This window comes from Mesorhizobium sp. M0088, assembly GCF_040322895.1.
In the GTDB taxonomy this organism is placed as follows: Bacteria; Pseudomonadota; Alphaproteobacteria; order Rhizobiales; family Rhizobiaceae; genus Mesorhizobium.
This window is the reverse complement of sequence record NZ_JAMYUI010000020.1, coordinates 22,023-35,760: the sequence shown is the minus strand read 5'-3', so window position 1 is coordinate 35,760 and position 13,738 is coordinate 22,023. Positions and strand designations below refer to the sequence as shown.

The 13,738-nt window shown below is 62.3% G+C and carries 13 protein-coding genes; 9 read left to right on the top strand and 4 right to left on the bottom strand.

Going from position 1 to position 13,738, the window contains the following annotated elements; translation table 11 throughout:
• Positions 1-7 precede the first annotated feature (7 nt).
• Together flhB and NKJ67_RS23200 are read left to right on the top strand one after the other, a co-directional pair.
• Positions 8-1,090, top strand: a complete 1,083-nt coding sequence (flhB, locus tag NKJ67_RS23205; protein WP_027038263.1) for a flagellar biosynthesis protein FlhB — start codon at positions 8-10, stop codon at positions 1,088-1,090.
• The gene (locus NKJ67_RS23200) at positions 1,087-1,524 is read left to right on the top strand and encodes a BspJ family T4SS effector nucleomodulin (protein WP_023809991.1); all 438 of its coding nucleotides are present in this window, start codon (positions 1,087-1,089) and stop codon (positions 1,522-1,524) included. The genes flhB and NKJ67_RS23200 overlap by 4 nt, the downstream gene beginning before the upstream one ends.
• Positions 1,525-1,558: 34 nt before the next feature.
• Here the strand turns inward: NKJ67_RS23200 and NKJ67_RS23195 are convergent, their stop codons facing one another.
• From NKJ67_RS23195 to NKJ67_RS23180, 4 genes are all read right to left on the bottom strand, one after another.
• Positions 1,559-2,329 carry a helix-turn-helix transcriptional regulator gene (locus tag NKJ67_RS23195; RefSeq protein ID WP_027038264.1) on the bottom strand — a complete coding sequence of 257 codons (771 nt, stop codon included), beginning with the start codon at positions 2,327-2,329 and terminating at the stop codon, positions 1,559-1,561.
• Positions 2,326-3,036, bottom strand: a complete 711-nt coding sequence (locus NKJ67_RS23190; RefSeq protein WP_352583309.1) for a helix-turn-helix transcriptional regulator — start codon at positions 3,034-3,036, stop codon at positions 2,326-2,328. Before NKJ67_RS23190 ends, NKJ67_RS23195 begins: the two co-directional genes overlap by 4 nt.
• A 552-nt stretch (positions 3,037-3,588) precedes the next feature.
• Positions 3,589-4,620, bottom strand: coding sequence for a histone deacetylase family protein (locus NKJ67_RS23185; RefSeq protein WP_352583307.1), 1,032 nt, complete (start codon positions 4,618-4,620; stop codon positions 3,589-3,591).
• 26 nt (positions 4,621-4,646) lie between these two features.
• Positions 4,647-5,408 carry a TetR/AcrR family transcriptional regulator gene (locus NKJ67_RS23180; RefSeq protein ID WP_352583305.1) on the bottom strand — a complete coding sequence of 254 codons (762 nt, stop codon included), beginning with the start codon at positions 5,406-5,408 and terminating at the stop codon, positions 4,647-4,649.
• Positions 5,409-5,562: 154 nt separating this feature from the next.
• Between NKJ67_RS23180 and NKJ67_RS23175 the strand changes: the two genes are divergently transcribed.
• The 7 genes from NKJ67_RS23175 (at position 5,563) to NKJ67_RS23145 (ending at position 13,734) form a co-directional block, all read left to right on the top strand.
• Positions 5,563-7,242: an amidohydrolase gene (locus NKJ67_RS23175; RefSeq protein ID WP_352583303.1), complete on the top strand. Its 1,680-nt coding sequence runs from the start codon at positions 5,563-5,565 to the stop codon at positions 7,240-7,242.
• Between the two features lie 141 nt (positions 7,243-7,383).
• A complete protein-coding gene (locus tag NKJ67_RS23170) occupies positions 7,384-8,478 on the top strand; it encodes an ABC transporter ATP-binding protein (RefSeq protein WP_127380735.1) in 1,095 nt (364 codons plus the stop codon).
• A gap of 2 nt (positions 8,479-8,480) precedes the next feature.
• Positions 8,481-9,401 (top strand): ABC transporter permease, encoded by a 921-nt coding sequence (locus NKJ67_RS23165; protein ID WP_352583301.1) that lies wholly within the window; start codon positions 8,481-8,483, stop codon positions 9,399-9,401.
• Positions 9,394-10,194, top strand: a complete 801-nt coding sequence (locus NKJ67_RS23160; RefSeq protein WP_352583299.1) for an ABC transporter permease — start codon at positions 9,394-9,396, stop codon at positions 10,192-10,194. Before NKJ67_RS23165 ends, NKJ67_RS23160 begins: the two co-directional genes overlap by 8 nt.
• 23 nt (positions 10,195-10,217) lie before the next feature.
• Positions 10,218-11,252, top strand: a complete 1,035-nt coding sequence (locus tag NKJ67_RS23155) for an ABC transporter substrate-binding protein (RefSeq protein WP_352583297.1) — start codon at positions 10,218-10,220, stop codon at positions 11,250-11,252.
• Positions 11,253-11,320: 68 nt separating this feature from the next.
• On the top strand, positions 11,321-12,517 hold the full coding sequence (locus tag NKJ67_RS23150) for a serine hydrolase domain-containing protein (protein ID WP_352583295.1): 1,197 nt from the start codon (positions 11,321-11,323) through the stop codon (positions 12,515-12,517).
• Between the two features lie 35 nt (positions 12,518-12,552).
• Positions 12,553-13,734 carry a serine hydrolase domain-containing protein gene (locus tag NKJ67_RS23145; RefSeq protein WP_352583293.1) on the top strand — a complete coding sequence of 394 codons (1,182 nt, stop codon included), beginning with the start codon at positions 12,553-12,555 and terminating at the stop codon, positions 13,732-13,734.
• Positions 13,735-13,738: the final 4 nt, after the last annotated feature.

Below are 13,738 nucleotides of genomic sequence, written 5' to 3'. Positions count from 1 at the left end.
CCGCGCCATGGCTGACGCGGTCGACAAAGATTCGAAAACCGAAGAGGCGACGGAAAAGAAGATCCGCGACACCATCGAACAGGGCAAACTGCCCCATTCGCGGGAGACAGCGCTCCTTGCCTCGTTCGTTGCCATACTGGTGTTCACCGTCTTCTACGCCAAGGATGCGATCATCGATCTCGGCATGTTCCTGTCGATGTTCCTGGAGAAGCCGGAAGCCTGGCCGATGGACACCGAGACCGACGTCATCGCGCTCTACAAGATCGTCCTCCTCGAGGTTGGCCGCGCCGTCCTGAGCCTGATGGTGCTGCTGACCGTCGCCGGCATCGGCGCCTCGGTGTTCCAGAACATGCCGCAATTCGTAGGCGAGCGGATCCGGCCGCAACTCTCGCGCATTTCGATCGCCAAGGGGTGGAACAGGCTGTTCGGCATCCAGGGTTGGGTCGAGTTCCTGAAGTCACTCGGCAAGGTCGGGTTTGCCATCGTCGTGCTGAGCTTCACGCTATCGGAAGACCACCGAAAGCTGCTCGCCGGGATGATCACAAATCCGGTCGCCTTCGGTCTCGTCATCCGCGGCATCGCCGTCGACATCCTGGTGGCGATCGTCTTCGTCATGGGGCTGATCTCGGCAATCGACATCGTCTGGTCGCGCTTCCACTGGAAGCAGGATCTGCGCATGAGCAAGCAGGAGGTCAAGGACGAGTTCAAACAGTCCGAGGGCGACCCGATCGTCAAGTCGCGGCTGCGCTCGCTGGCGCGCGACCGGGCGCGCAAGCGGATGATGACGGCGGTGCCGCGCGCGACGCTGATCATCGCCAACCCAACGCACTTCTCGATCGCGCTGAAATATGTGCGCGACGAGGACTCGGCACCCATGGTGCTGGCCAAGGGCCAAGATCTGGTGGCGCTGAAAATCCGCGAGATCGCGCGGGAACACAACATCCCGGTCTTCGAGGACGTGGCGCTCGCCCGCTCCATGTACAAGCAAGTTTCGGTCGATAGTGTGATCCCGTCACAATTCTACCAGGCCGTCGCCGAACTGGTGCGGATCGTCTACTCGAAAAAGGCTGAGCGCAGACAGATTTCATGAACCGGCAACCGCACGCAAAATCTCGCGAGATCATCGTCGCCAGCGCCATCGAGCAGGTGGTGGGGGAACTCAGGCTGATCGATGTCGCCGACTACATCGCCTTTATCCGGCTGGAGCATTTCGCGTGCCTGTCGGACCTGGTCGATTCAGCGGTCGAGTTATTCTTCATGCCGGGCACTCTGCGGCTCGGCCATGGTGGTGAGGCGCATGTCGACTGGAGCGGCAGCCCGCGCATCGTGCTCGATCTGGAACTGAGGCCGCCCGGCGTCACCGTCTATTTCCAGCTGACGCTGAGCGAGCTCGGCGCTTCGGTGGCGGTCAACTACGTGTCGTTCGAGAAGCCGGGCGAAGACCCGGAGCACAATACGGCGCTGCTCGAGGCGGTGATCGAAGAGGCGCGTATCCGCAAGGTCGAGCCGCTCGCCTATCGCTGACCGTCGGTCGCTTTCGAAGCGCTGCCGAATTCCCCTATTCGATCAAGCCCAGCCGCAGCGCCTTGGCAACGGCCTGGTTGCGATTGACGGCGTTGAGCTTCTGGGTCGACTGGGTCAGGTACTGGTTGGCGGTGTGCACCGACAGTTTCAGGAGTCGCGCGATCTCCTCGCTGGTGTTGCCGTTGGCGGTCAGCTTCAGGCATTCGAGTTCGCGCTTGGAGATTGCGCGCATGCGGCCGGCATCGCCCGGACGGATGCGGGCTACGGCGGCGAACAGCGAAAAGCAGCGGGCGTGTATTTCGTAGAGCGCATCCTGCTGCAAGGTCATCTCCGAGCCCAGGAACACGACAAGGCCGCATTGGCCGCGGTCGGCGTGCACGGGAAAAGCGATGCCGCTGGTTCCGGGCGCCAGCGCCGGCATCCGCTCGGTCCAGGCGAGATTGCCAAGCAGCTCCGCCATGGCGGCGACGCCGTCATCCGTCCACCAGCGCGGTTCGGTCGAGAGGCGGGTGTGGCGCACGATCTCCTCGCCGTTGGCGCCTGAGATGAACTTGGTGGCCACGGCAATGCCGGGATAGTCGGAATCAAAGCATGGCACGAGCCGCGCCCGCTCGGGCGAGGGGCTTACGAAGAAGAGGCCGAAAGCCGAGGCATTCATGTCAACGGCGATCCAGCGGCAGCGGCGCACGGCATCGGGAATGGTGACGGCGTGATGGGTTTCGGAGCCAAGGGTGAAGGCCCCGAACGGGTTGCGCTGCTCGTTGAAAAGGGCTTCGGCCGTTTCCTTGATATCGGCGTGTTTCAAATGATGCCGCTCCTGATCGCCGTGGCGATGGCCATCGCGCGGTTGCTGGCCGCGAATTTCTGGATGGCGTGGGTGATGTAGCTGTTGACGGTGTTGGAGGAGACGCCAAGTATGACGGCGACCTCGTCGGTGGTCTTGCCTTCGGAAACCCAGAACAGGCATTCGCGCTCGCGATCCGATAGCGGATCCTGCATGGCGGCGGCGGCAATCAGTTGCGGGATGTGCGAGAGCGCGTAGCAGCATTTCAGTTGCGCCCGCATCAACGCTGGCTGGTCGATGCTGCCGGCGGTCGCCGCAGAGAACAGGGCGAACAGGCGCTGGCGACCGACATTAAGGCGCAGCGAATAGATCTCGGCATGGCCGAGAACGTCGAGAAGTCGGGCTTCCTCGCCGGTGACCAATCCGTCTGCTTCAGGTGCCCGGGATGCCACCAGCGGCTGTGGGCGGATGCCCGGCGCGACGGTGAGCGCGCCTTGCGCAAGCCCGGCGATCAGCCGCTTGCCGATCAGTTCGATGGCATCGAAAATCCAGTTGGAGGAGACGATGCGCGCATCGTTGCGGTCCTGGTCGTGGACAATGGCGACCAACATGTAGCTGTCGGCGCCGATCTCGGCGGTCAGTTGCATGAAAAAGCTGGTGAGATCGCCGCGCGACGTCAGGCGCGAGCCCAATGTGTCGGAGTGAAGAAGTGCGGCGGGACTGCTCATTCTTGTTGCTTTTGGCCGGAATCGTTTCTGCTGTCCGGATGCTGGAAGCCAGCCGCCGAACCCGAATACGCATTACTTTGACGAAGACACACGCGTGGCGCAGGGCTGCGCCGAACCAAATCCCGAATCCATTCAGGGAACGCGAAGCCGTCCGCGTCTGGTGCCGGAAAAGCTCCGGAACAAGAGACTTTGGGTGGTCGCCGCGCCCCCCGAGGACCGGCTGATTCGGGTCTAATCTACCCGCAGTTGAATCTGACATCAAACGCGATTTGACAAAATCGAATCCGATGGACTCAGGTGCGACTCAGAGGTCGGTTTTCGCGCCTTGGACAGAAGACCGGGACGCGAAAGTCTTCGCCGGCCATCTCGGCGGCTGGTCGATTTCTCCAGGCTCGGGAGCATTGAACAGATGGGCGCGCCGGTTGCTGTGCCGAAGGCTGGTGCCTTGGCCCGATAGTGGGAACCGGGCGATGTTGCCACCCGATCCCGGCGGTCCTTTGCTTATGCCTGTCGTTGTCCCAAAATCGCTGGATGCTCGTGGACGACAGGCATTTACCGATCCTCGAACCCGGTCAGCACGCCGACGGCGTTGACGCCGATCTCCTCAACGGCATAGCCGCCTTCCATGACGAACAGCGTCGGCAGGTCGAGCCTGGCGATGCGGCGGCCGATCTTGGGATAATCGGAGGTCTTCAGCTTGAACTGGCTGATCGGGTCCTTCTCGAACGTATCGACACCCAGCGAGACGATGACGACATCCGGTGCATAAGCGATGAGCCTGGCGCAGGCATCTTCGAGCGAGGCGTTCCATGCATCCCAGTCGGTGCCGAAGGGCATCGGATAGTTGATGTTGAAGCCTTCGCCTTCGCCGGCGCCGCGTTCGTCGGCATGGCCGAGGAAGAACGGGTACTCGACCATCGGATCGCCATGCAGATTGAGCACCTGGACGTCGGCACGGTCATAGAAGATCTCCTGCGTGCCGTTGCCGTGGTGATAGTCGACATCGAGGATCGAGATGCGTTTGGCGCCCTGGTCGCGGAACCATTGCGCGGCGACGGCGGCGTTGTTGATGTAGCAATAGCCGCCCATGAAGCCAGCCCCGGCATGGTGGCCGGGCGGACGGCAGAGCGCGAAGGCGGAAGCCTCGCCATCCTTGACCAGGCCGGCGGCGGTCAGCGCCACGTCGTGGGAAGACTTGATCGCCGCCCATGTGCCTTCGACGAAGGTGGCGCCGGCATCGAAGGAATAATAGCCGAGCAGGGCGTCGATGCGTTTTGGCGGCACGTCGCCGCGCAGGCCGCGCGTCGGCCAGGTGAAGGGCATCGCCGTGCCCGTGAGGCCTGCTTCCAGCCATTGCGGCCAGACTGTCGGGAGGAAGTCGATATAGTCCGATTTGTGGATGCGCTTGGCGGCGGCGAGATCATGTTCGTGCGGCGCGATGATGGGACCGAGTTTCTCGCTTTCGACCCGCGCCTTGATGAATTCGGCCCGCGACGGCTTTTCGAAACCCGGCACGATGGCTGATGTGACCAGTTCCATTTGACCGGCATGGCCGGCGTGAAGGGGGGAGAAAACAGTCTTCATAAATTCCTCTCGAAGTGTGAAATCAGTCAAGATTCAAGATTGAGATAAGGGCTCACCAGAGCGAGCCACATTCTTTCCACATCGTCCTCGATGAGGTCGTATGTCTTGCGGTCTCTTTTCAGCCCGACAAGCCGGCAGGCGTGCCCGACGTCCATCATCAGCACGCCGAGCCGGCTGGCGATCTTGTCTTCAAGCGCCGGGTTCACATGCTGCAGCCATGCGGCGTAGAGGGCGATGATCTGCTCGTCATATTCGTTCTGGATCGGCCTGAGGTCGGCGTTGCCTGAAATGGCCTCGATCACCGGCATCAGGCTGGCGTTTTCGAGGTAGAGTCTGGACGTGTCGATGAAGAGCTTGCGCACTTCGCGCCGAAACTCTTCACGGTTGGTGGGCGGGGCGACCTTGATACGCTTGGCGATCACCTCGGGGAAGGATGACAGCCAGCGCCGGGCGAGGTCCAGAAGAATGGCTTCCTTGTTGGGGAAGTATTGGTAGATCGAACCAACCGACAAGCCTGCGCGCTGCGCAATGGCGAGCGTCGTCGGCGTCTTGGTTCCTTGCTCGCGCGTCAAGACCAGCGCTGCGTCGAGAATCCGGTCGACCACCTTGCTGGAGCGTTGTTGCCGCGGCTGTTTGCGCGGTTCGAGCGCTATCCTGGTTTTGCGGTCGAGACTGCGCTTCACGGCTTGATGTCCTCGTTCCCCGCCCGGTCTCAACATGGTGGGAGCTTGCTGTCCACAATACATTCCAGATTCGGTATGTTGACAAACGCGAATAATCAGTCGCATTCTTTATCCACGCTGCCTCTTGGGATCACAAGGGGAATTTCCAAGACAGCGCGCTGGCATTCTTTTTCGTCCCATGGCGCCGCTCCGGTGGAGTGGCAGGTCGTTGGACAAGAGGTTGTCGGTCTCAGTCAGTCGTCAAAAGCGCGGAGTCGCGATGTCTGTCACAGGTGCGGGTCACAATGCGGATCTGATCGTCATCAATGGTCGTGTACTGACCATCGACGACGACAATCCCACCGCCGAGGCCGTCGCCGTCAAGGACGGCGCAATCATCGCCATCGGCAGCCGCGCCTCCATCGAAGAGTTCAAGGGACCGGCCACCAAGGTAATCGACGCCAAGGACGGCTCCGTTCTGCCGGGTTTCATCGAAGCCCACATGCATCTGTTTTCGGGCGGGGCTGAGCTTGCCCACCTTCAACTCACCGGTATCCATGGCTTCGAGGCGCTGCAGAAGGCGATCCGCGACTATGCGCCGACCCGGCCCGACGCCAAGATGCTGGTCGGCCAGGGCGTCGACTACACCGTGCTCGGCAGCGAGCGCGTGACGCGCCATCACCTCGACGCCATTTTGCCCGATCGCCCGTTCTGCATGGCGGCGCCCGACCATCACACCATGTGGGCCAACACCAAGGCGCTGGAAATGGCCGGCATCCTGCAGGGGCGCACGCTCGGGCCGGGCAATGAGATCGTCATGGGCGACGACGGACTGGCTGCGGGTGAATTGCGCGAAGGCGAAGCCTTTGGCCCGGTGCTCGACCTTGCCGGCGAAGGTCGGGTGCGGCTGGGGCTGTCGACCGGCGGCGAGCCGGACCCGATGCCGACCTCGGCCGAGCGGGACGCCGACCGCGACATCATGCGGCGCGGGCTCGCCTGGTGCGCCCGCCACGGCATCACCTCGATCCAGAACATGGACGGCAATCTCTATCAGCTCGAGCTGCTGGCCGAGATCGAAGCCGAGGAAGGCTTGCCCTGCCGCGTCAAGATCCCGTTCCACTACAAGAATTTCATGACGCTCGACATGCTCGACAAGGCGTCCGATATGGCCGAACGCTACAACAGCGAATGGCTGTCGTCGGGCATGGTCAAGGTGTTCTACGACGGCGTTCTCGATTCCTGGACCGCTGTCATGGTCGAGCCCTATGCCGACCGCCCGGACTGGGTTGGCGAGCCGCTGTTCACGCCGCAACAATTCATCGATCTGGCCGTCGCAGTCGACAGACGCGGGTTGCAGATCGCCGTGCACTCGATCGGCGACGGCGCGGTGCGCGCGGTGCTCGACGGTTATGAGGCGGCGCAGAAGGCGAACGGCAAGCGCGACAGCCGTCACCGGGTCGAGCACATCGAGGTCACCACCACTTCGGACGTGCCGCGTTTCGCCGAACTCGGCGTCATTGCCTCCATGCAACCGCCGCATCCGCCCGGCGCCATGGATTTTCCGTTGGAGCCGACGGTGTCGCGCATCGGGCCGGCACGCTGGCCGCTGAGCTATGCCTGGCGGACCTTGAAGGATGCCGGCGCGCATGTCGTCTTCGCATCCGATTGGCCGGTGTCGCCGATCGATCCGATACTGGGCATTCAGGCGGCAGTGTTGCGCAAACCGTGGGCAGAAAGCGACCCGGACCAGAGTTTCTCACTGCATGAAGCGGTCGCCGGTTACACGATCGAGGGCGCCTACGCCGAATTCGCCGAGCACCGCAAGGGCAAGCTGAAATCAGGCTACATGGCCGATCTGGTGGTTTTGTCGATGGATATCGAGAACACCGCCCCGGCCGATCTGCACAAGGTGCGGCCGGTGACGACGATTTGCGGCGGCAAGATCACCTATCAGGCCTGACTATGGCATGGGGCTTGCAGGCCTCAAAGACTGACTGAACTGTAACCTAATGCCGGGCTTGCCAACCCACCGGCCATGTGGTCACATCGAACAGGGGAAGAGCTCCGCCAGCAAGAGCGGAGTCAACAGTGAGGCGTAATCGTGCCGGACAAACCGGATCGGAATGCGATTGAAGTAGTAAACGTCAGCAAAATTTTCGGATCAGGTGAGGGGCAGGTAGCTGCCCTCGACACGGTCTCGGTATCTATCCGCGAGAACGAATTCTTCACGTTGCTGGGGCCATCCGGCTGCGGCAAGACGACGTTGCTCAGGCTGATCGCCGGCTTCGACTTTCCAACCGCCGGTGAAATCCTGCTCTACGGCCAGGACATCGCGCCGCTGCCACCCTTCAAGCGGCCGGTCAACACCGTTTTCCAGTCCTATGCGCTGTTCCCGCACATGACGGTCGCCGACAATATCGGCTTTGGCCTGGAAATGCTGGGTAAGCCGAAGGCCGAGATCAAGGCGCGCGTCGCCGAGATGCTGAAGCTGGTCAAGATGGAGGCACTCGCCGGTCGTCGCACCAGCCAGATCTCCGGCGGCCAGCAGCAGCGCGTGGCCTTGGCCCGCGCCCTGGCGCCGCAGCCGAAGGTGCTTTTGCTCGATGAGCCGCTGTCGGCGCTTGACTACAAGCTGCGCAAGGAGATGCAGATCGAGTTGAAACGGCTGCAGCACGAGACCGGTATCACCTTCATCTTCGTCACCCACGACCAGGAAGAAGCGCTGACCATGTCAGACCGCATCGCTGTCATGTCATCGGGCAAGATCCTGCAGGTCGGTTCGCCCTGGGATATCTACGACAAGCCGGCGGAGCGCTTCGTCGCCGACTTCATCGGTGAAACCAACTTCCTCACCGCCGCCATCAGCGAGATGGCCAACGGCAAGGCGCGCGCTACGCTCAAATCCGGTGCGACCATCGAGGCGACCGTGGCCCAGGGTTTCCAGCCCAAACCCAACGCCACGGTCGTGGTTCGGCCTGAACACGCCAAGCTGACCAAGGCCAAGGGCGAACTGTCGGGGACGGTCGAAAACATCGTCTATTTCGGCACCGACACCCACATCCATGTTCATCTCGACAGTGGCGAACTCTTCACCGTACGCCAGCAGAACACGCGCAGCGCGGGCTGCGGTTTCGAGAAGGGCGACGCAGTCGGCATCCTCATCGGCAGCGATGCCGCTCAGGTCCTGAAGGACTGACGATGGCGACCGCGGAAGAAGTCGCCAAGGCAGCGGAGCGGCGCGATGTCCGGGACCGCTGGCTTTTGTCAGCGCCAGCGCTGCTGGTCATTTTCCTCGCCGCGACCGGCCCCTTGCTGATCGTGCTCGTCTACTCGTTCCTGACGCCAGGCTCCTATGGCGACGTGAAGTGGCAGTTCTCGCCGGAAGCCTGGATAGCGGTGTTTCTGGAACGCGATATCTTCGACGACACGCTTTCGATCGCCGCCGCCCACGTCACCATCTTCCTGCGCTCGATCAAGCTCTCGGTGGTGACGACGATCGCGACTTTGGTGCTTGGTTTCCCGACTGCCTATTTCATGGCGACGCGCAGCGAAAAGACGCGCGATCTCTGGCTGTTCCTGATCACCATTCCGTTCTGGACCAACCTTTTGATCCGGACCTTCGCGGTGCTGCAGATCATTCGCAACGAAGGCATCGTCAACACGATCCTGCTCAAGCTCGGCATCATCTCGGCGCCGATCCAGATACTCTACACCGACACGGCGATCCTGATCGGCATGGCCTATGTCTACCTGCCGCTGATGGTGCTGCCGATCTATGCCAGCATGGAAAAGCTCGATTTCCGGTTGGTCGAGGCGGGGTACGACCTTTACGCGTCGCGCTTCCAGGTGCTGCGGCGGATTATCTTTCCGCTGGTCAAGCCGGGCGTCATCGCCGGCTCCATACTGGTCTTCATTCCAGCGCTTGGCGCCTATGTGACACCGAGCGTTCTTGGCGGCGGCAAGAACATGATGCTGTCCAACCTGATCGAATTGCAGTTCGGGCAGGGTCGCAACTGGCCACTCGGCTCGGCGCTGTCGATCGCCGTCATGATCATCGTCATGGTGGCGCTGCTTGCCTATGTGCGCAATGCTGGCAAGTCGGGGGTGCGTCATGGCTAAGAACTTTTCCATCAAGCACCAGCCAGGATTCACCGCGATCGCCGCGACCTGCTTTATCGTGCTGTATCTGCCGATCGTCGTGCTGGTCATCTATGCCTTCAACGCGGCGAGCTCGACCTCCGAATGGGGCGGCTTTTCGCTGAAATGGTTCCAGTCGGCATGGCAGAACACGCAGGTCGTCGATGCCACGCTGCGTTCCTTCCAGATTGGCTCCATCGCGGCGGTGCTCTCCACGATCTTTGCCACCATGGCGGCGCTCGCCACCACGCGCATCGCGCCCTATCCCGGCCTCACCTTCAAATATGCGGCGATCAATCAGCCGCTGATGGTGCCCGAGATCGTCACCGGGGTGGCGCTGTTGATCTTCTTCTCGCGCATCAAGATCTTCACCGGTTATTCCGGCATCGGCTATCTGGTCGCCGCGCACACGGCGTTCTGCATTCCCTTTGCCTATCTGCCGATCCGGGCGCGACTTGAGAATATGGACCTGACGCTGGAGCGTGCCGCAGCCGACCTCTACGCGACGCCCTGGAAGGCCTTCCGGCGCATCACGCTGCCGCTTCTGTGGCCCGGCATCCTGGCCGGGCTGATGCTGGCCTTCGTCATCTCGCTCGACGACGTCGTCATCACCGAGTTCGTCAAATCAGGCGGCCAGGACACGCTGCCCACCTACATGCTCGGCCAGATCCGCCGCGGCATCACCCCCGAGATCAACGCGATATCGACCGCCTTCCTGCTGCTTTCGGTCGCGATCGTCACGTTGTTTTTCTTCGTCAGCAGGAAACGAGACTGAACCGAAAAATGGGAGTTAAAACCATGAACTGGAAGACGACAGCAACCGCCATGGGGTTGGCGTTGCTCGCCTCGACGGGCCTGGCCCGCGCCGACGGCGTGCTCAACATCTACAATTGGGGCAACTACACCAGCCCCGACGTGATCAAGAAGTTCGAGGCCAAATACAACGTCAAGGTGACCATCACCGATTACGATTCCAACGACACCGCGCTGGCCAAGGTTCGCCAGGGCGGCACCGGCTTCGACATCGCGGTGCCGTCGCAGACCTACGTGCCGATCTGGATCAAGGAAGGCCTCATCCAGGAGACCGATCCGGGCAAGATGGAAAACTTCAAGAACGTGGCGCCGGAATGGGCCAATCCCGATTTCGACCCGGGTCGCAAATACAGTGTTCCGTGGGCGTGGGGCACGATCGGCGTGGTCGTCAACACCGATGCCTACAAAGGCCCGGCCGATAGCTGGGGCATCATCTTCAACACGCCTGACGAGCTCAAAGGCAAGGTCAATGTCGTTCCGGAGATGGGCGATGTGATGTTCGCCGCGATCAAATATGTCGGCGGCCAGCAATGCACCGACGACAAGGCGGTGCTGAAGAAGGTGCGCGACCTGCTGGTGGCGGCCAAGCCGAACTGGATCGCGATGGAATACAACACCATCGAGAAGATGGGCGCCGGTGATTTCAAGGCGACCAGCGACTGGAACGGCTCGGCGCTGCGCCAGCGGCTGGCCAACCCTGCCATCCACTACAACTATCCGAAAGAAGGCTTCGGCCTGTGGAGCGACAACGTCGTCGTTCTGAAGGAAGCCAAGAACGTCGAGAACGCCAAGCTTTTCCAGAACTTCATCATGGACCCGGAAAACGCGGCAGGTCTCTCGGCCTTCCATCGCTACGCCAATGCCATCACCGGCTCGGACAAGTACATGCCAGCCGACATGAAGGACGCGCCGGAAGTCATCATTCCGGCCGCGGACAAGCCACGTGGCGAGCTGCAGAAGATGTGCTCGCCGGAGACCCAGGAAATTTACACCAAGATCTGGACCGAGTTGCAGAAATAAACTGGGTTCGACGGACCCGGCGGCACATGCCGCCGGGTCCGTTTTCATGTTCAAGGGACTCGGCCGTCATGGACTCCTATCGTAATTCCGATCCGCGGCCGCCGATCATGCAGGGCTCGCCGCCCGCCATGGTGCCGCCGAAGCTCGACTGGGACCGGCCGCCGTGGAACCGCTGGGCGTTCCAGCACATCCGTGAAATTCTGCCGACCGCCGAAGTCTGGCGCGGCAACGGCCATCGCCGCCGTCTCGAACGCGCCGAGGTCGATCTCGACGGGCTGCCCGTCGAGGACAGTAAGGGCATGCCGACAAGGCTCGCCGGGCTGCTCGACGAGACCTATACGGACGGCTTTCTGGTGCTCAAGGACGGCAAGGTCGCCTATGAGCGCTACTTCAACGGCATGGATGAGCGCACGCTGCACCTGTCGCAGTCGATGGCGAAGTCCCTTACCGGTTCGGTGTTCGGCATACTGGTTGGGCGCGGCCTGATCGATCCGGCCAGACCGGTAACCGACTATCTGCCGGAACTCGGCGTTACCGGCTGGACCGGCGCCAGCGTCCAGCATGTGCTGGACATGACCAGCGGCGTCCGTTTCTCAGAGGAATATACCGACCGCTATTCCGACATCGGCCAGGTCGATGTCGCCACCGGCTGGAAGCCGGTGCCGCCGGACAGCGATCCGGCCTTTCGCTGGCCCTCGCACATGTTCGAGCTGATCCTCGGCTTGAAGGACACGATCCGCCCGCACGGGGCTCAATTCGAATACCGCTCGATCGAGACCGACGTGCTTGCCTTCATCATGGAGCGGGTGACAGGCAAACGGCTGCCGCAGGTGGTTTCGGAAGAACTCTGGCAAAAGCTCGGCGCTGATGAAAGCGCCTGCTTTACGGTCGACAGCGCCGGCTATGCGGTGGCCGACGGTGGCTTCAACGCGACGCTGCGCGACTATGGCCGCTTCGGCCAGCTGATCCTCGACAATGGTGGCGGCGTCGTGCCGGCTGGCTGGGTCGAGGCGACCCGCAACGGCAGGCACGGGCCGGACTTCAGCCCCAGCCTGCCGGAGGGCAGCTATCGCAACCAGTTCTGGATCGAGGACCCGCACTCGCGCGCACTGATGTGCCGCGGCGTGTTCGGTCAGATGATCCATATCGACTGGAACACCGGAATGGTCGTGGTGAAGCTTTCGACCTGGCCGGATTTCGCCAATGGTGCCTATTCCATGGCGACGCTGAAAGCCGTGCACGCTATCGCAACGGCACTTCGCTGAGCCCCACAAAAAGAAACGACCCGGAAGGAAACGCCATGACCGGCAAGACCGTGTTCGAGACCCGCTATGGCTTCCGGCGCAACGAGGTGGTGCTCGCCAACTGGCGCGAGAACCCGTTCAACCGGTGGTCGTTCCAGAATCTCGGCGAACTGGTGCCGACCGCCCGCGTGGCGGCGGCGTCGGGCGTTGTCGAAACCCCCGTGCGCGATATGGGCGGCCTGCTCGGCGAGAAGGTCGCGATCGCCGGCACACCGGAGACGGTGGCTGAATTTCTCGCCCGTTCGAGCACCGACGCACTGACGGTGATGAAAGGCGGCAAGATCGTCGGCGACTGGTTCGCCCCGCATATGGACTTCGGCGCCCGCCACATCATCTTCTCGATCAGCAAGTCGGTGACAGCCATCATCGCCGGCATATTGCAAGGCGAGGGGGTGTTCGACCCGGAAGCGCCGGTGACGGCCTACATCCCTGAAGCCGCCGGCTCTGCCTATGGCGATGCGAGCGTGCGGCATGTGCTCGACATGAGCGTCAGCCTCGATTTCGAGGAGGCCTATCTTGATCCGGAGAGCGCTTTCGCCCGCTATCGCCGCGCCACGCTGTGGAATCCGGGCGGCGGCACGGAGAGCCTGCGCGAATTCATCCTGACCCTGCAACGCCTTGCCGAGCCGCATGGCCAGACCTTCCGCTACCGCTCGCCGAATTCCGACCTGCTCGGCCTGCTGCTCGAGCGCGCGTCGGGCCAGCGGTTCACCGACCTGATGCGCGAGAGGCTGTGGCTGCCGCTCGGCGCTGTCAGCGAAGCCTCGATCGGCGTCGACATGGAAGGTACGGCGCGCACGGCCGGCGGTATTTCGGTGACGCCGCGCGACCTGGCGCGTGTCGGCGAGATGATGCGGCAGGGCGGGGTGGCCAATGGCCGCCGCATCCTACCGGAAGCCTGGGTTCGCGACACGACCAGCACTGGGGGCAGTGCGGACGCCTGGCAGCGCGGTGCGATGCTGCCACTGTTTCCCAAAGGTCGTTACCGGAACAAATGGTACCAGACTGGACACGAGAACGGCGCCTATTGCGGCATCGGCATTCATGGCCAGTGGCTGTATGTCGATCCCAGGACCGAAGTGGTGATCGCCAAGATGTCGTCGCAACCCGAGCCGGTCGACGATCCGCTCGATGTCGAGATCGTCGCCTTCTTCGAGGCGCTGAGCCGGATGGTCTGATCCT